The following is a 19,454-nucleotide window of genomic DNA, read 5'->3' on the forward strand; positions in this document are numbered from 1 at the left end:
TGCTGGCACTGCGATCGCTGTGTTACTTATACGCTTGTGTGTTGCCGTGCTGTTGTTCCATACGCTGCAATGCGATCGCTTTTATACTTGCAAGCCCTCTTCTGTATTTGCTTTATTTCGTAAAAGCGTTGCTGTGTAAGCGTTTTAGCGTCCTTGCTCATGCGATCGCTTCTTGCCTCTGCGTTGAGACACGCATAAAGCTGTATGTATACATTCAGCTTGTTTACTTTAAGCGTATATTTTGAGTGTACATTCAGTGTGTATATATTGTGCCTTTAACTTGCATAGGAGACAGATCGCGGGTGCTATCCTATCGGCTTCCTTTCGGATGCGATCGCGCTAAGCTCAAGGAGAGCTTACAAGCATTCTTAGTGTGCTGCAGAACCCTGGGGCCATCCCTTCTGGCGATCGCGTTATTGACTTGGAAACTATCATTCACGCGATCGCTGGTAGTGGAGGCTGTTGTTGTTTCTTAGGAGCTTGGAGAACTCGAACTTTCTACTCGAACTTTCTATCAGCTTGGCATAGGCCGTTTCGTAGCATGATAGGCAAGAAAACTCCTCTCTGCCTCTATGAATACAGATAGCCCTGTCTCTGACAGCGTCATCGATCAAATGATCGACCTGCGATTGCAACTCGCTCAACTCGAACACAAAATTGATACCCTCAAGCCCGCTTTCTTTCATGCCTGCGCAGCTCAAAAGCTCACTCAGTTTAGACATGAGCATGGAATCATCTGTCGTCGGCTTACGCCCGGCAAATGGGACTATCCTAGCGATATCCTGAAGCAGGAAAAACGCCTCAAGCTGCTTAAACAGCAATTTCAGCAAACCCATGAACCTACAGCTGGGCGTGAAGTTACCTGGTCTATTCGACTGACTCTTTAGCTCTAGTCTTAGCTCGTCAGCACCATTTTCATAAACAACAGCTCACAGCGATCGCATTGGCCTGTTTGCCAGTAGCTCGGCAGCTGGAAAGGGCAAAGCCAGGCAACAAGCTTTAAGGCGATCGCCTGCTCACACCTTTTTCTCCTTCACTACACTTATCCAAAATCTCTCTATCACTACTTCAATGCACATTCCACCTCATCATCAAAAGTTGGGAAGATCCCACTTAGCCTGAAACGCGACACCAGGCGCACCCAACGCTTAAACCAGTATTTCATTGGCCTCACCCTCGATTTGGGTGGCGCTGCCGGAGCCCGACAGGCACAGCGCAGCGGTTATGGGGTCAGTCTGCACACATTGCTGCGAGCGCTGGCAAAAGTGCCTCTGCCTCTGCCCACTCATCCCCACTACATTGGGGTCGATGATTTTGCCTTCCGCAAAGGAAAACGTTATGGCACCGTCATCATTGACCACGAACGACAGCAACCAATCGCTCTACTCAATGACAGAAAGGCCCAGACGTTAGCCGATTGGTTGAAAGACTATCCCGAGATTCAACTCGTGACCCGTGACCGCTCTCAAACTTATCGCGCTGGCATCAACCAAGGCGCTCCTCAAGCAATCCAAGTCGCAGACCGCTTTCATCTTCTCCAAAATCTGGCTCAAACCCTCGAAGCCGTTTTCAAAGCTCATCCGAACGATATCAAGACCGCTGACCATCAGACTTGGAGCAGGCGGTATACGCCCACTGCGTTGAGGCATAACCCGCGAAAACGACAACAACGGCTCGCTCGCTTTCAGGCCGTTCAGCAGCTCAAACAGAAAGGCCAGTCTTTAGCTACGATTGCTCAGCTGACCGGCCTCAGTGTTCGCACGGTCCGGCGTTTTCTTAAACATCCCCAGTTTCCTGAACGCAAGGTTCGCAGTGACCAGGGGGGCAGTCCTCAGTTGCAACCATTTCAAGCTCTACTGGAGAAATCCTGCCAGCAAGGAGAACGTAATGGGCGCCAACTCTTTCGGCAACTTCAACAACACGGCTATCAGGGCAGTTACCGCACGATCGCTCGCTTCCTACAACGCTTACAGCAGACCAGCCAAACACCACCCGAAAGGATCTCAAAACCAAGGCGCCGGGTGGTCAAACGAGCTAAACTAACGCCGAGACAGGCCGCTTTCCTCGTTCTCAAACAGACCGATAAACTTTCTCTCAGGCAGCAGCAACAACTCGCTCAGCTGCGGCAGCAACCACATTTTAGCCTCGCTCTTCAACTCGCTCAGGACTTTATTACCATCGTTAGAAAACGGCAGGCAGAGCGCTTTGATGGTTGGTTACAGCAGGTTGAGGACGCTCGCATCAAGCCACTCATCGCTTTTGCCAAGAGCCTCAAGGGTGATTATGATGCGCTGCTAGCGGCGCTCTCCACGTCTTTCAGTAATGGCCCCACTGAAGGCCACATTAACAAGCTCAAAATGATTAAACGACAAATGTTTGGTCGAGCCTCGCCTGAACTCCTGACAAAACGCTTCTTACTCGCTAGTTGATTACTTTATCTATTGCCTTCCTTTTCTGTATGGGCCGGAATAGAAAAGTGTGGCCGGTATTGGAAAAGTCTGGCTGGAGTGAGCGATCTCGGCCTTCAATACCAAAATTCTCCTGATCGGCTCATTCACAAACACTAAAATGGCCCTGCTTCTCTCTCGTTTCGCTGCTTCTCTCTATAGCTTCACCTAAAGTGAGAAAGAACCGAAATAATTCGGCTAAACTATAAATAGTGTTAAATCGCCGTGCTCACCTCATCAAAACACTATCTCTAGCACTGAAGCACTAAAAGTACCTTAAGCTGATTAACTTTGCTCCTGAATCGTCATGCCTAATTTCCTCAATCTTGTTAGCGATTATGCCTTCTCTGGCATCCCAAGTAACGCTGTTTATGACCTGATTAAGAGAGCATGGCAAACCATCACTCATAAAACCTGGGAAGAGCTTTATATCATTGCTTTTCAAGCTGCTATTGAAGAATCACGACCATATTTAATGAAATATGCTGCAAGTGATGGCGTGATTGAAATCGATCGGGCAGAACTTCAGCGAATTTTGCATCAAGATTTTAATATAGATGCAACGACTTTCAGCGAACTCAACAGCGATGAGTTTGTCTCGACACTTGCTCTGGCAATGGCAAATCAATCTGTGCTAATTATTGGTGGACATCCATTGAGCAATCAAGATTATACTCATCTAATCCACAACTTGATTGAGCAAGTCAAAATTCACTTTAAGCAATCTGTTCTTTCTGATCCCACAATTCTTAATCGCGTGCTGCTGGAAGAAAGCTTGAAGAATCAAAATCTAGCTAAGGAGACTTCTACCTACTTAATAAACCAATTTGGTTTGGTTCTTTCTAAATTAGAAGAGATAGAAGCGAAGGTAAAACAAATTGTAGAGGATAGGCCACTTCCTACTACAGAGCTTGCGAAGGAAATTTCTACTCGGGTTTCTGTCGATACCTTTGGTGCTCTAACTCTTGAATATCAAGCTGAACTAGATTATGCAAAAGAACTGATCAACAAGTATCAACCTCAGCAAGCTCTGAATTACTTGGAGTCCCTAAAGCAGCGCATTGAACATCAATCTCAACCGACTGTTAAGTACAGATTACTAGCTAACATGGGTGCTGCAAGACTCAGCATGAATCAATCGGTAGAAGCTGCAAAGCTTTTTATCCAAGCCTATAACTTGAATAAGGATGATGATAATGCTCGCTATTACGCAGCTTTAGGCTACGCACTTTTAGAACAGTATGACGAGGCAAAGAAGTTAATTCACCAAGTTTTAGAGAGCAATCCTACTCACGAAAGAGCTTACACAGTACTTGTTCAAATTTATCCTGAAGATAATTTGCAGGCACTGATTGAGAAGATTCCAGTTTATTGTAGAAACTCTTCTAGTGTTGCTTATGCATTAAGCCATGTTGCTAGACAACAACTTGATTTTGAACAGGCCGAATTCTGGCTTCAAGTTGCTCTAGAAAAAGATTCGGATAGCTTTGAAACACAAGCTGCATACGGAACTCTTTTGCTGCAACTAGTCAATGCAGATCCTTGGTTAGTTCAAAGCCGTCAGTTTAACGAGGAAGATCAAAAGAAGCTACAAAAAGCCAATCAGCTTTTAACAGACGCTTGGGAAAAAGTTGTTGACACTGAGCTTCATAATTTTAGATCTGATATCATCATTAATCGCAGTACCACAAGAAGATTGTTGAATCGGCTAGAAGAAGCCATTCAAGATGCTGATATCGCGTTAAAAATTGAACCTGACAATTCCACCTTCATAAGAATTAACGCAACTCTAGCTTATGAAAACAGCGATAGCGAGAAGGCAATTAGGTTACTTGAAAGGATTCTTGAGTCAGGAGATACACCTGAAGCACCTATATTGTTGGCTGATATCTTAAGAGATGTAGGAGAGTATGATCGATCAATTGAGATAGCTAAGTGTTATCTTCAACAAAATCCTGACTCTCCTCTCTCAGATGCTGCCCATAAGATAATAATGCAATCATGTGTGGAATCTAAAAATGCTGAAAGAGCGATCGAAATTTTTAACTTGATCCAAGAAAAAGAATCCAAAAGCCTTAATGATCTAGTTAATGCTGCAACAATTGCAATTTTTTTGAACGAAAAGTCTGTTGCCGTAAAACTTTTACGTGAGGCAAAAGGTCAAATTGATGCCTCCACCTTGAAAATACAAGTCTCAGAAGCTGCAGATAGATTTTATACACTTGGGGAATTTCTAGATGCGGCACAACTCTATGAAGTTATTACTGACTTCAGTCTTGACACTCCTTATAGCCGTACTCTTATCAAAGCTTACTATCATTCAGGTCAATATCGTAAAGCTCTCAATTTATGCCAGATTCTTCGTCAAAGTCATGGTATTTCTATAGCTCTTTGCGAAATCGAATCATCAATACAGGAGAGCATTAATAACTTGACCGAGGCGAAGTATCTCTGCCAAGAGTGCCTCACCAAATTTCCTGATGCTTTACTAATTAAACTTCGTCTAGCATTAATCAACTACAGGCTTGAGAAATTTGACGAACTAGACGTTTTCTTGAATTCACCAGTTGATGTGGCTGAATTGCCATTTGAATTAGCAGTTCAGCTTACTGATTTATATGGTGCTAGGAGCCTTACCGACAAGTTTTTTGAGTCATTATATAAGATTAGAAAGAAGTTTTATGGAAAGAGTATTGCACATGTTAATTATGTGACCAGATTCTTTGAAAGAGAGAAGAACAGTGATAGCTTTCTTGTTTTTCATCGCGTTTGTGTTAATTCGGCAGTTTATTTACAGGATGAATCGGGGCAAGTTTCCAGTTTTGTTATAGAAGATAAGCAAAGTGTAGACTTTAGACATAATGAAATTAACTTGGAAGACTCTCGAACTCAAAAGCTGCTCAATAAAGCTGTAGGAGATGAAGTCGTTTTTAAGGACGATTTTATTTCTAAAGACGTTAGAAAAATAGTGGAAGTTACAAGTAAATACGTTTACGCCCTTCGAGAGAGTTTAGATTTGCTGGAAAAGCAGTTTTCAGAAACTCCTGGATTTTGGACGCTCAAAGTAGATTTATCGGAATCCACAAATGGACTTCCTAAAAACCTAAAATCAGTTCTGGATAAAAGTAGTGAGTCAATTCGGGAAGCGGAAAAACTCTATAAGACAAGTCATATTCCAATCGGAACATTTGCCAAACTAACTAACAAGGATATTCCCTCAACTTGGGGCCATTTCATTAGTTCTCCTGAGCTAGGGATATTTTGCTGCCAGGGTAATCAAGAAGAACGTAGCCATGCTTTATCATTGCTAGCAATAAAGCCGCTTAGACTAATTATTGACATTATCTCACTCCTCACCATACATGGCCTCGGCGCGGCTGATGCAGTAGTTAGAGCATTCGGTCGGCTAGGTATTGCACAATCCACAATAGATATATTGCGAGATGTTGTAGAAGACTACAAAGGCATGAAGTCTAATGGTACGGCTTTTCTAGGCACAGAAGGCGGTCATTTTTTTCTACATGAGGTCACTGCTGAGGAAATTCAACGCAGCCGTGAATATTTTGAGAAAATTATCATCTGGGTTAAAAATAATTGTGAAATTTTGCCATGTACAGCAGCGTTAGATATGGAGCAGGATGAAAGACGGGAGCTTGAAAAATTATTAGGAAATTCATCCTTTGACACATTATTAATTGCCAGTGAGCCTGGGAATCTGCTGTATTCTGATGATTGGGCACTACGGCAGGTTGCTAAATCTAGATTCAAACTGGATGGAGCGTGGACTCAAGCTGTTCTCTTACGCTGTCAAGAACTCACTACTCTAGAGCAATCTGAATATAGTGAAATTGTTGTTAAGCTAGTTCGTTCCAACTATCGCTATACCAGTATTGATGATCATGCTCTTATTGCGGCGGCTAAACAAGCAGACTGGCTACCAAACGAACCATTCATTTCTCTCCTGAGGCTTTTAGAAAACACTCAACGTCAAGACTCATTAATTCTGAATGGGCAAGCGGATAGAATTGCTCTGTCATCAGTGATTGGAGTTGCAGTCAACTTCTTGTATAGGTTGTGGGAGCAGGATATATCAGTACAGCGCAAACATGCTTTAGGGATTAGCCTTCTAAACTCTCTAATGCGTGGTAGACACAATTTAAATTCTGTTTTAAGTGCTTTAGCTTCAGGAGTCAGCCGGAAATCTTTTATTATTCTTCCCTACGAGTTAGAAATACTCTTCTTAATACGTCAATGGAGAAATCACTATTACGCATAAATAAAGCGTAACTACAGTACTTATCTAATAAATATACAGAATCTAACAGGCACCTCAATTGTCGCTGGAAAGATAAGAAAGATGCTGGGTAGTGCTAAACAGGTAATGATTGGTTGTAATGGTGGATAAAATTCCACAGCAGTCCGATGTGATTACGCAGACTCTTTGAAAAGGCTAAACTGCGCCGCACAAATCGCGAGACTCGCTGCCGCAACGTACAGTTAAACCGCTCAATATAGCTGGTTTTGCCGCTATCTTTGGACACCACTCGATGCCGCTTGGATGGCAGAACGCCCTGATAGGCTTCCCAGGCATCGGTGTAGATCACGGCACACTGACGATAGACGGCCGGTAACGAGTCCCAAAGTGCCTGAGCACTCTCGTGACTTCGATTACCAACATGAGCCCCAATAATTTCTCGTGTGTGGGCATCGAGGGCAAGCCAGACCCACTGTTTGTTGCCCTTGTTGTCTACAAAAGACCAGAGTTCATCCATCTGTACGTTCAAGGGCTGTTTTTTTTGACTGAACCTCAGCCATGGTGTTGATTTGGCTCGATTTAGCGTTGACGTAATTCTGTAACCATTGCTCTGAAAGCTGCACTGCTCGGGCAATGCCAGCCATCGAAATGCGCTCTAGCAGCAGCCGGTCAACTAATTCACGGGTTTCGGTGTCAATCACTTTATTCGTTGGATTCTCAACAAATTGACGACCGCAGGTTCGGCAGAGAAAGCGCTGTTTGCCAGTATGGATATGGCCATTCTTAACGGTCTGTTTGGACGTACAGTTCGGACAACAGGGCATTGATACGATCGCTGGGCTTCGCGATCACCCTAGCAAATCCATCATTACCCTTGGGGCTCCACCAACAAATGTTTATTCGCTACTTGACATCGCTGTACACTAATTGTCCATCTACCTATTTTTATACGTGAAAAAACTTTTGCCCGATTCTTAATTCATCCCTAATTCAGACCAGGCAAAAACAAGAGGGTTTTTCTCGATTTTGAGTGGCTACTCGCAATCTCTTGTCGTTTTGTAGCTCTAATTCCCTACAACCTACTTAAATCAACCACTCTCAGCTTTTTTAGTCAGCTTCATCTTTCTCAATTCAACTTCAACTAAAACACCCGTTGCATCTCTTCATCTATAACAGCCAGATGACCTCAACTCATCTCTGCCCAAATCCCTCAAACTACTGCCAAACATAGTTCACAGCCTCCTCAAACTTGTAAAGAAAAATGCAACTAAGGGACAGGGCTTTTGCATGAAGGGGTTTGACAATTGTTCACAAACTAGCAAGGTGCTAGGAGCCAATGGACTCGTTCTATACTGGGAATTGCTGTTGACTGATGCCTTCCGTTTTAGCAATCAGATTTTCTATTTCTATAAACGCCTTAGCATCACGGAAGACGGGATCGCGATAGAGTTCCGGGATAAAAGATTTCAGTATCTCCTCAATCTTAACGGCTTGAGAGTCCCCTGGGCTCCAAGCATAAATGCCGCCTCTACGAATTTCATACTTGTAGCAATGATAATTTTGAATGTCGAAAGGTAGCTCAAGATTGTCAACTTTTTGATGCAGCAAGATAAACTTCTTGTTCAATATCATCATCATGCCCAGTTCCAGCATGATGTTAGGGCTAAAACCTGTAATATCAACGATGCCAAAATGAGAATCTTTGATTTGCTTCATAATTTCAGAAACAACATACCGATTTCCAGGAGGATGAATGTAGCGCTTAGCTTGAATATTGTTTGCGACTAAAAACTCTCTAATGCAATCCTCTAACTCATAAAAATCAGACGTTTCGCTGGTGAAAGGTCTAGCAATAAAACCAGTCCGATAAGGATTTACCTGAATCCGTGAGCCTTGAACAATCTCCTTGAAATTGACAATAGCCTGAGAAGTTTGAGTGTCGTTCAACTCGTAGGCATCAGCTTTCCAGATAATATTAGCAATTGGCTTCGACAACCGTTTAATAAAATCTACAATTTCTGTAGTAAAGTTTCCAGAAACAGGTAGCTCAATACAAAGGATTCCGCACAGCGCATCTCTAAAGAGAAGTGGAACGGCAAGAATAGAATCAGTGTCCCGAAAAAATTCCAAGTCCCTGGACTCTACTAGTTGTCCTGTTACTTTATTCTCAATAGGCTGCGTCAAATTGCTGGAATGAATATTTTCAATCCATATTGCTTCCTTGTTCCGGTAGACCCAAGGCCATATACCGACTGAATCTTTCCTGATTTCGCAAGGCTTTATAGGCTCTCGTCGGCTGACGTTTAAGCTACTAAAAGGTTGCAGGATGTCATGATATCTTCCTTCCTGTCTCCATAGAATATCTATGATGTGGGCATTTAAATTTTCTTTTATTTTCTCACTGACAACCTCAGTTACCTGACGAGCTTCTTCTCGATTTAGAAAATCTAGCGTCAGACTAAGTTGCTCAAGTTCGCTTAGCATATCTGCTGAATGATATAGACCTTGATTCTCTTGGAAATGGATAGTTTTTTTGTTAAAACCGACTTGCTCAGTCGATTCTTTCTCGTACGACCTAAGTGTCTCTCTTTCATCAGATTCATCAATAAAAACCTCAAGATCTGGAGATTTTATACTCTCAATTTGAAAATCTAAAATCTCTGTTAGCCGGCCTGAGTCAAATAGTTCTTTGAATATTTCAAATTCTTCCTGAGAACCTTCCAAGAAAAGTTTTATGCTTCCCCGTTCTATCTTTTTTAAGGTTAGTGACGAATCTCCAAGAATTTCACAAAGTTCACTAACAATTGCCTCAGCTTTATGTTTGGTTTCATCTGTAAAGGTTCCACTAAGTTTTAATTGCCATTGAATTTTTGGAGTATCGTTCAACATGATCGTCTTTTTTTTGGTAAGAAGTGTAGGGATTTTATACTCAGAAATACCTTCCAGTCGGATTTCTATGCATCCAAACTTAAATGCTTTATCAATTGGGCAACCTGCCCCTAGAGCTCTGTAAAATCCAGTTGCAAACGCAATGGCGGCTTTATCTCCAATATTTTGATTCATGCCAACTACATAGGAGATATGTTTAACAATTGCTTTGGCCAAAATCTCAGAATAACAGGCATTTAAAATAACGCAGTTAGTTTGATCAGAAACTAACATGAATAAATCAGCAAGGACTTCAGGCTCGAGAGGTTTCATCTTACCTGAGTCGTTTTCAAAACATAGTTCACCTGTGGTCAGGCCATGACCTGAAAAGTGTATTATGTCAGGAGTAGAATCAAGAAGAGCTTGCGTAATATCGGCTGGTCGTGCAGCCATGCAGTTGCTTAGAACAAATTTAGCTTGACATTTAGATGAGTTGATTTTTTCTTGAATATCTCTTAATTCCTGGCCCAAGCGAAGACGGACTGTATCACTAGGATTTGCACTTAAGAATAAAATTTTGAGATTGTCGTTATTGTTCATAACTTATTGAATGGGCACTGTCCGCTCAGCGAGTGACTGTCAGAACATAGAGGCAGTATAACTTTCAGAGAATGAATTGTATTTATTGTCAGAGTGAGCGAGTGGTGAAGAACGGCACCAAAAGGCTGAAGACTCGACAAGTGATACAAAATTATGTTTGCAAGGAATGTGACCGTCGCGTCAACGAGCGCAGCGGCACCCCCATGGCTCTGGTTGAGGATTCAAGGATTTCAGCAGTTGGGCGATGTGATTGAGGACGTTGTTTTTAGAGACGGCATCAGGCTCGAAGAGGCTGAAGTCAGCGATCTACAGAAGGCCGCCTGAACCAATGCCGTACACCACATTTGACAATATCTCAATTCGCGAAGTGGTTGTCTTTTGGCGAGAACGTCATTACTAGGCCTAAAACAACGGAAGCTGCGATTTAGTGCCATTTAGTACATTTGAATTTATGAGATTAACGAGTTTTGGTGGTTTCAGCTCCTATGGGTAAAGGTCATTCTCAAGAACTGCCTCATGATGAGAATCCCTAAAGTCATTGTCAGCAAAGGATTTGAAGGGTAAGTGACACTAAATCACACCTTCGGTCGTTTTGGGCCCTGATCTGAAAGTTATTTTGAATGTTTCAGAGATCGCTCAGCTTTTGGCAGAACACGGAATCGAGCAAATCATCCTGATTCCCCACCGGGACTTGCATCGGTTTCCGCTCCATCATTTGTTTGATGCCCATAGCTGCACCTATTTTCCCAGTGCCCACCTCGCACTGACTCACCATCAACGGCGATCGCCCGCTGTTCCCCTTGACTCTCTGCTCCTGGTCGAGAATCCAAAAAGTACGCCTCAACTCAGCAAGGGAAAGCAGGCGCTTGAACCGTTGCCATTTGCCGAAGCTGAAGCGGCGTTGATCCAGCAATGGATGGGGTCGGCTGTTTCTGATCGTCAGCCTGCCGTAACGCTGGTCGCCAGTCAGGAAGCAACGTTTACTACTGTAACGACAGCCCTACAACAGCCTCATCACATTCTTCATTTCACCGGGCACGGCACTTACGATAGCCTCAATCCTTCCCAATCCTGTTTGTTTTTAGCGGGGAGCGATCGCCTCACCCTCTCAGAAATTGTGCAGTTAGATCTGAGCGTTTATCATCTCGTCTGTTTGGCAGCCTGCGAAACGGCGGTGACGGGTGACCAGACCATTACTGCTGAATATGTGGGCTTGATGAGTGCCTTTTTGAAAGCAGGAGTAGGGCATGTATTGAGTACCCTCTGGCGAGTAGAATCCGTAACCAGTATGTTGATGATGGTGCAGTTCTACCGGGAATTGCAGCACCAGCCTCCCGTCATTGCTCTCAGAGCGGCGCAAGCCTTTTTACGGAATGGCGCCCGTGAGCAGTTTGTAGATTGGTTAGCTGACGCGATCGCGCTCCTCTCGACAAATCCAGCAAATCGCTCCTTCTGCATTTTGCTCACAGCTGAGCGCGATCGCCTCCAGAGTCTTGAGGAGGAATATCCTTATGCTCATCCTTACTACTGGGCAGCGTTCCATATTGCCGGAGCCATTTGATTTCAAGCTGTGATTCCGGCGGTCAATTTCTGCCGCTCTTGCCTAAAAATAGCCAGGTCAGGAATGCTCCTGACAAGCCAATCGCCACACTTAGGAAAAATGCCAGTCCAAAACTGAGCCAGAGATTAAGAGCAGGTGTGGGTTGATTAGCCGGGACTGGACGCCAGATTTGAATGATTTTTTCAGATTGGCCGCCAAAAGTTGAAGCGGCAAGAGACGCGGTGCTGATGCCAACACTCGCGATCGCCACCGTGCGATTAAAGGTGCGATCGTTTTTGGCCTTCTCGATATCAATAATTCCTTCAACTGTTTTGATGAAATTCTCCAAAGGTTTTGAGCCTGCACGGAAGGCTTCATCTTCAGTCTTTATTGTACGTATATATTGATCAGCCGCAAACTCAGAAAAATGACACAAAAAATTGAAATCATTATCGGGGTCAAGGTTTTTAAGTTGCTCAATTCGGGCTTTATAGTTGTTGGTATTAATGGTAATTGTTGCCATCTGTTCTCTCAGATAGACTAAGTTAGTCTCATAGTAATGAAAAATCGTTAAAGCAGTTGCCAAATCCTCTTGCAATTGTTTGAGGTTGAGCTGGGAAGTCTCGATGTGTTGGGTTAGAGAATTAACGATCTTCTCAACTCTCTGAGAGGTGGTCCTCAGTTGGATTTTTAATTGACGGCTCTGTTCATAAACCCAAAGGATTTTGTTGCGGTAGTGAAGCAGATGTATCAGGTTTTTATACAGCTGATTGATCGTTTGTTGAATCTCTGACTTTGATTGCTCATGAGGGAATAAACATATAATCGCATGCATGGTTCGATTAACCCCATCAGGAGTATCATCAAGGCGTTCTATTTCAAATAAAGTTGCCCCTTGAAATATACCTTTACCTTTGCGATCTCTCTGCCAGTTAGGGTTTTCAGTAATCTGAAGGGCTCTATAGCAATCTTGAGCAATCGCTTCTGCCTCTTGATTAGCGTCTGTTAATTGGCCCCAGAGCAGCCAGTTTTCTCCTAAATCTCCTCGGATTTGATGCGTGTATTCTAGAACGGTTTCCTTGGCCTGCTGGAGTTTCTCGCGCAATGATAACTGATCCCAGTCTGGATCATTTAATCTTCCAGAATAGTCAATCTGAAGGGCATAGGTATCGCCTAGTTTAACTGGGTAGTAGTAGCCGTTAATTTCATCAGATAATTTTTGATAGCGTTGCCCGCCTTGTGCCCCTAATAACTCAATGTGATTAGAAAAGGTATTTTCCACCTCTTGTAAAGCAGCTAGTTTCTCTTCGCCAACTTCTCCATAGATGCGTTGCCAGAATCGACGCCTACCTTCATCAGTGGTGCTCAGAGTACTACCAAGACCATCTTGTAAATCGTAAAGAAATAAATCGACCGTAAGATAAAGAAGTTGATTCACGTAGAGAAGAAGAAACGTTAACGCAACTCTTGTTGAGCAGTGCTGCTAGGACTAGAAGATTTGAGTATTTTAGGCGCTTGCTCCAATTTTTGATCAATCAATGCTAGAACACTTCGCATTTCTTCTATGTGAGGACGAACATCCCTAACAATATTCGGTGTTTCCCCAGGTACACCTGAGTCATCTGGCTCAGGTGGCAGAAAGTCTAGCCCTAGCCCTCGCTCTGCGGCGCTAGCGGTCAGCCAGCGATAGGCAGTTTTATAGGGAAGTTCTAGCACAGGAACGGCAGTGGCCAGGTCATGCAGCTCGACGACACGGGTGTCGAGAGAGTCCGAAATCGCCTGCATTTGATGCAAGACTGTTTCTGGCAATGCTTCAGTTTGTCGCCAGAGAGCATAGAGAAATGCTTTTAAGATTTGGGCCTCTGCATCTTTCATAGTCGGGAGTTTTATAGTCCAGAGAGGGTAAAGGCTGCCCAGAAGTATGGGTGACTGTAGGGTTGCTTGGTCGCCATCATTGTAATTAACTCTTGCTCACTTTCCAGAATTAGGCTGAGGGATCGCGGCAATTTGGGAATAGCCCAGTCCAACCACTGAATCAGGTCGGCTCGGGTAGCCGTTCGCAAAAAGGTTCGAGCCTTTTCGAGTGACGTCGAAAGAGATTGCCCCTGCTGCAATTCTCGATAAAACTGCACTATCAGAATGGCGGTGGCTGCCGATTCAACTTTCCAGAGGGTACTAATCACACCTCCCACCTGAGCTTTCAGGAAGGCACTCACTAAGCCCACATACTCAGCGGTAATGGTCTGGCTGCCAGTGATTGCTGTCTCGCATGAGGCTAAACAAACCAGACGATAGGGGCTTAGATCCAGGGAGACAATATCTTGCAGAGTTAGACGATCCGGTCCACTGAGGAACAAACAGGACTGGGATGGATCTTCGCTGTTGTAAGCACCATGCCCGTTAAAGTGCAAAACTTGGTAAGGCCGAGACAAATGAGCTTTGAGTTGGATATAGGTCGCGGTATGTGCCTCACCCATTCCCTCCGATAAAAGAATAGCCTCTCCCCCAGTGTCGATAAACACACGGTGAACTAAAGCGGCTTCCACTTCTGCAAAGGGCAAATCCACCAGCTTTTTCAACTTGCTAGGTGTGCCGTCGTCTTCAGAGATGGGGCGATGCTTGGGATTTTCGGCCAGTAGTAAGCTTTGAAAGGGCGATCGCGCCAGCGACTTTTGCTGGAGCATCAACCCAAAATAAGCACTGGGTAGATAAGTGCAAGTGTGGGCGGGAAAGAGCGAATGTAAAGGCAGACGATGAAGATCACGGTGGGGAATCAGGATAAGTTGAGAAAGATTTTCCAGATGCAGGTTGACTTGATCAATATTCAGCAAGTCACTCAGTTCTGAAAGCCTTGTGGGCAAATTTTGCCGCCAGGTTTCGTCACGGTTAGGGTTGAGTTCTTTATTGCCAGCGTAGCGATCGTAGGTCTGGTTCCAATTTTGAAGCCACCTTTGGAGTCGGTCGACTTGACGGATACCTGCTTGGTGATCGTCTCTGATGCGACCAACAACTACAGGTTGAGCCTGATCCCAGAGTAGGATGAAGATGGTGAGGGCATCGGAACTGAGGTGCCAGTAGACAATAGCAGTATCGGGACGAAGAAGCTGCCTCATGAAATCGTGGTTGGCAGTTGGGATGTCATCGGGGTCTTGCCAGCGCAATAGCCAGGTCATCAGCCAATTCTTGTCTAGTTCGGCGGTTTCTAGGGCTTTAACCAGGTTCCCTTGCTGAACCAGTAAATCAACTGTGGCTTGCCCAAAACTGGCAAACTGCAAGCCCAATCTTTGTTTTTGGGCTTCAGAAACAGCCTCACGCAATAGCCGGATCAGGAGCGCGGTGCCCTCACGTACCAGCGCTGCCACCGTTCCATCGTGGGTCTGCAAAGTGCGATGAGTACGGATCAGCAGGGCAAGAACCTCTAGCCGTAGCTGGGGAGAGGTGTCTGCCGTGAAAATATCCAATGCCTGGTTATAGCAGGCGATGGCTTTACGCCAAAAGGGCAACGGACTCTCCTGGTAGTTGCCCCAGATTCGATGTGCTTCCCCCAATGCTTGATGCAATTTACCCCAATCCTCACTCCTTTCGGGGGTATATTTGAATCCCTCTTGAATACAAGCCCGACACCCCTCATAGCCGCGCAAGTCCAGATCTGGATTTTGCAGATCCGGGGGTAATGATTCTGCTACTAGGGTGGGACTGCCCCAACCGTGGTTAAGGTAAAGATCTGAATACAACCTAGCAAACCCCCGGCTGATCCAGGCATCAGTGAAGTTAGGCTTGAGACTTAATACTTTGTCATAGCTAGAAATTGCGTCTTCGTAGCGCCCCAGGTTGGCGAGGGCAACCCCGCGACCATGCAAAGCCTGAGACATTTTGGGATTGAGTTGTAATGCCTGGTCTAGGTCAGAAATCGCGTCTTCATAATGCCCTAACCTGATTAAGATGGCACCGCGACCGCCCCAAGCTACAAGGAGATCAGATTTGTACTGCAATGCCCGATCGTGATGCTCAATAGCCACCTCATAGCGTCCCAAGTCTGCCAGTACCCCACCACGACCTACCCAAGCTGAAGCATTGTCTGGTTCGTAGTGCAACGCTTGGTCATAACTGGCAATAGCTTCCTCATAGCGATTTAGCCCATCCAAAGCAAAACCTTTGATACGCCATCCTTCAGCTGATTCTGGCTGGAGTGTAATTCCCTGTTCAGCAGACTCCAGGGCTTCTTGAAACCGCCCCAAGTTGTTTAATGCTGCTCCTCGATTGTTCCAAGCACTGAAGAAATTAGGGTCAAGTGCTAGCGCCTGATCGTGGCTTGAGACCGCTGCCTCATAACGTTCTAATGCCGACAGTGCCCCAGCGTGATTACTCCAAGCGTGAGCATTGTCTGGGTCATAGTGCAATGCCTGATCAAAGCTTGTCAACGCCTCTTCGTATCGTCCCGATTCAAGCTGGGCAACACCGCGATTTTCCCAAGCTCGGGCATTGTCTGGTTGGTCGGCCAAAATCTGTTCAAAATTAGTAATGGCTTCTTCATAGCGCCCCAAGATAATCAGGGTGATCCCCCGATTATTCCGAGCAGGAAGGAAGTCTGGTTGATGGTGCAAAGCTTGGTCGTATCTAGCAAGTGCCTCTTCGTAGCGCTCCAAGTTAGCTAAAGCCAATCCACATTCATATAGAGATTCCGCTTTGTTAACCTTAATCTGGAACGATCGCTCGTAATAGGAAACAGCCTCTTCATAGCGTTTTAATTCGAGCAGTGCAAGTCCACAATTTCTCCAGGCAAGTACATTTTGAGGTTGATATTGCAACGATCGCTCACAATCTGCTAGTCCTTCCTCATAGCGCTGCAAACGGATCAGAGCGAAACCTCGATTATTCCAGGCAAAAGCATCATCAGGCTTATATTGCAGTGCCCGATCATAATCTGTGATTGCTTCCTCATAACGTTCCAAGCCAGCCAGTGCAGCCCCCCTGATTGTCCAGGCTTTGGCAAAATCAGGTTTGTAATGGATCGCGCGATCTAAGCTAACCAATGCTTTTTCATAGTGCTCTAACTGAGCAAGTGCTGCACCGTATTCACACCAGACTTTAGGATTATTGGGTTGATATTGCACTGCTTGATCAAAGCAAGTGCCAGCCTCTTCATGGCAGCCCAATTGGCTCAGGGCAAAACCGCGATTAATCCAGGCTTGGGCATCCCCCGGTTGAATCTGTAGTACTTGATCAAAGTTGGTTAGCGCCTCTTCATAGCGTTCTAACTGAGATAAAGCAGATCCCTTATTGTTCCAGGCTAGAACTAGAGTAGGTTGATACTGCAAAGCCCGATCACAATCTGAAATCGCTTCTTCGTAGCGTCCCAAACATGCCAAAATAAATCCTCGGTTTGACCAGGCTGAGGCATAGTCCGACCGATAGTGTAGAGCCTGGTCAAGACTCTCTAAGGCTTTTTCGCAGCGTCCCAACTCTCCTAATGCCGCTCCTCGACAATCCCAGGCTTGGGCATTGTCAGGCTGATGTCGCAATGCCTGATCAAAGCTGGAGATCGCTGCCTCCCATTCTTCCATGTCAAGTTGTGTAATCCCTCGATTGGTCAACGTTTGAGAATCTTCAGGCTGATACCGCAACGCCTGGTTATAGCTGAAAAGAGCTTCCTCATGACGTTTCAAACGATTTAATGCGATGCCGCGACCACTCCAACTTCGAGCATCGTCTGGTTTATGATGCAAGGCTTGGTCATAACTAGCGATCGCCTCTTCGTAACGCCCCAAGTCTGACAGCGCCTTAGCCCGACCATAAAAGGCTTCGGGGTCTTCAGGGTTATGCTGCAAGGCCTGCTCAAAACTTGCAATTGCTTCTTCAGCCCTGCCCAAATTGATGAGCGAAAAACCCCGAAAAGACCAGATACTGGGAAAGTTAGAATTAAGTTGTAGTGTTCGGTCAAAATCTGCGATCGCTTCCTGATGGCGTGTTGAAGACATCAATGCAATGCCACGAGTAAACAAAGCTCTGGCATTGTCTGGTTGATACTGCAATGCGCGGTCAAAATCCGCGATCGCCTCTTCATAGCGTCGCAATAGACTCAATCCTGCACCTCGACGAATCAAAATCTCAGGATCATCGGGTTTATACTGCAACGCCCGGTCAAGACTAGCAATGTTATCTTCGTAACGTTGTAATTTACTGAGTGCCGAAGCCCGATCGCGCCAAGCTAAAGGATCATCGGGCTTGATTTGCAAGGCCCGGTCATAACTAGCAAGCGCTTCTTCATAGCGACCCAATCGATCTAATGCGTAGCCTCGAACGTACCAGCCGTGAGCCCCTTCCGGCTGAAGGGCAATACACCTTTCCGCAGATTCAAGTGCCTCTTGATATCTTCCAGAATTGTTGAGGGCTGCGCCCCGACCACTCCATACCCAAGCCAAATCGGGATTAAGGCGCAAGGCTCGGTCATAGCTAGCAATTACTTCTTCCTGTCGGCCTAGTGTCGCAAGTGCAGCACCACGGTGGCTCCAAGTTTGAACATCCTCAGGATTATGCTGTAGCGCTTGGTCATAGCTGGCAACTGCTGCTTCAATACGTCCCAAGCTGTTCAGGGCTGAGCCACGGTAATACCAAGCCTGGAAGTCATCTGGCTTAAGTTGCAGTACCCGATCATAGCTGGCAATGGCTTCTTCATAGCGTCCCAAATTCATCAGGGCAGCGCTGCGGCTGCTCCACACGGAAGCGTTGTCTGGTTTGCAATGTAGAGCTTGGTCATAACTGGCGATCGCCTCTTCATAACGTTGTAGGTTAGCTAGTGCTATCCCCCGATTACTCCAAGCTTGAGCATCCTCAGATATAAATTCTAAGACTTTGTCAAAACTGTCTACTGCATTCTCATATAGTCCTAAACTATTCAAGGCAAATCCCCGATAACGCCAAGCATTAGCATTATTAGGTTCAATCTGTAAAACTTGGTCATAACTGGAAATAGCTTCTTCCAAACGTCCTAAATTACTAAGCGCTCCTGCGCGATTACTCCAGGCTAGAGAGAATTTAGGCTCATATTGCAACGCTTGATCGTAGCAAGCAATCGCCTCCTCGTACCTGGACATGTAGTAGAACGTATTTCCTCGATTACTCCAAGCTTGGTGGTAGTCTGGTTTGAGCTGGATGGCAGAGTCAAAAGCAGCAATTGCCTCTTCATACTGCTCTAAGTTGCGTAGGGAATTTCCTAGATTATTCCAGGCTTCATGAAAATCAGGATTGAGGGCGATCGCCTGCTCAAAACTCGCCAATGCATTCTGGTGAGCCTCTGTGCTGTCCACACCATGCCCCTCAGCACTCCAAAGTCTACCAACCTGTTGCCAGATCTCTGCTGATCGAATGTCGGAGAATCCGTTTTCCAGAATTTCTTGTAACTGAGCAATCTTGGTACGCCTTTCTGGGGAGGTGAGACTGCAGTAGGTGTCCCAACTCTGGTCTCCTAAAATACTTTCCCAATTAGAATCCGTATCCATAGCTGTTGGTCAACTCCCCAGCTTTCAGTTTGTGATGTACCTCCCAATATAAGGAAGTAAGTTCGGAAAGCTACCGTTTTTCCAAAAGCCTTTAGAGCCTGACTGCCTTGTAGCAGTGCGCAAGCTTACCCCTCTTTTGTCAGTCTGAGAAAATTCGACGAATTTGCATCATTTCAGCCTAAGAGGTATCAAGGTTTGACCCCAGTTTGATTACAGAGGGATAATTCATATCCAAAATTAGCAAT

Annotated in this window: 9 protein-coding genes and 1 pseudogene; 5 read left to right on the top strand and 5 right to left on the bottom strand. The window is 45.2% G+C overall.

All coding sequences use genetic code 11. The features are described from left to right. Positions 1–572: 572 nt before the first annotated feature. From QJQ48_RS23695 to QJQ48_RS23705, 3 genes are all read left to right on the top strand, one after another. A complete protein-coding gene (locus tag QJQ48_RS23695) occupies positions 573–887 on the top strand; it encodes a hypothetical protein (protein ID WP_346293724.1) in 315 nt (104 codons plus the stop codon). 231 nt (positions 888–1,118) lie between these two features. Next, entirely contained in the window at positions 1,119–2,429 is a 1,311-nt protein-coding gene (locus QJQ48_RS23700) for an ISL3 family transposase (protein ID WP_346293764.1), read from the top strand. A gap of 325 nt (positions 2,430–2,754) precedes the next feature. Then, positions 2,755–6,723 (top strand): tetratricopeptide repeat protein, encoded by a 3,969-nt coding sequence (locus QJQ48_RS23705; protein WP_346293725.1) that lies wholly within the window; start codon positions 2,755–2,757, stop codon positions 6,721–6,723. Positions 6,724–6,817: 94 nt separating this feature from the next. Here QJQ48_RS23705 and QJQ48_RS23710 read toward each other — a convergent pair. Together QJQ48_RS23710 and QJQ48_RS23715 are read right to left on the bottom strand one after the other, a co-directional pair. Then, positions 6,818–7,526 (bottom strand): IS1 family transposase gene (locus QJQ48_RS23710; RefSeq protein ID WP_428843087.1). Its coding sequence is split into 2 segments (ribosomal slippage): positions 6,818–7,249 and positions 7,251–7,526, totalling 708 coding nucleotides; the frame shifts between segments, so codons are not numbered across the junction. 523 nt (positions 7,527–8,049) lie between these two features. After that, positions 8,050–10,170 carry a GAF domain-containing protein gene (locus QJQ48_RS23715; protein ID WP_346293727.1) on the bottom strand — a complete coding sequence of 707 codons (2,121 nt, stop codon included), beginning with the start codon at positions 10,168–10,170 and terminating at the stop codon, positions 8,050–8,052. Positions 10,171–10,241: 71 nt separating this feature from the next. On the opposite strand from QJQ48_RS23715, the pseudogene QJQ48_RS23720 reads away from it, so the two are divergent. Next, positions 10,242–10,379, top strand: a pseudogene (locus QJQ48_RS23720) (IS1/IS1595 family N-terminal zinc-binding domain-containing protein); the annotation flags it as partial. A 407-nt stretch (positions 10,380–10,786) separates the two neighbouring features. Then, a complete protein-coding gene (locus QJQ48_RS23725) occupies positions 10,787–11,731 on the top strand; it encodes a CHAT domain-containing protein (protein WP_346293728.1) in 945 nt (314 codons plus the stop codon). 22 nt (positions 11,732–11,753) lie between these two features. Here the strand turns inward: QJQ48_RS23725 and QJQ48_RS23730 are convergent, their stop codons facing one another. Genes QJQ48_RS23730 through QJQ48_RS23740 form a run of 3 tightly spaced genes read right to left on the bottom strand, consistent with a single transcriptional unit; the run spans position 11,754 to position 19,209 of the window. Beyond that, entirely contained in the window at positions 11,754–13,148 is a 1,395-nt protein-coding gene (locus QJQ48_RS23730; RefSeq protein WP_346293729.1) for a hypothetical protein, read from the bottom strand. A 17-nt stretch (positions 13,149–13,165) separates the two neighbouring features. Then, positions 13,166–13,585 carry a hypothetical protein gene (locus QJQ48_RS23735; protein ID WP_346293730.1) on the bottom strand — a complete coding sequence of 140 codons (420 nt, stop codon included), beginning with the start codon at positions 13,583–13,585 and terminating at the stop codon, positions 13,166–13,168. An 11-nt stretch (positions 13,586–13,596) separates the two neighbouring features. Next, positions 13,597–19,209 (bottom strand): tetratricopeptide repeat protein, encoded by a 5,613-nt coding sequence (locus QJQ48_RS23740; protein WP_346293731.1) that lies wholly within the window; start codon positions 19,207–19,209, stop codon positions 13,597–13,599. Between the last annotated feature and the right edge of the window lie 245 nt (positions 19,210–19,454).

This window comes from Sphaerothrix gracilis Ecp01 (genome assembly GCF_030405905.1).
GTDB lineage: Bacteria > Cyanobacteriota > Cyanobacteriia > Phormidesmidales > Phormidesmidaceae > Sphaerothrix > Sphaerothrix gracilis.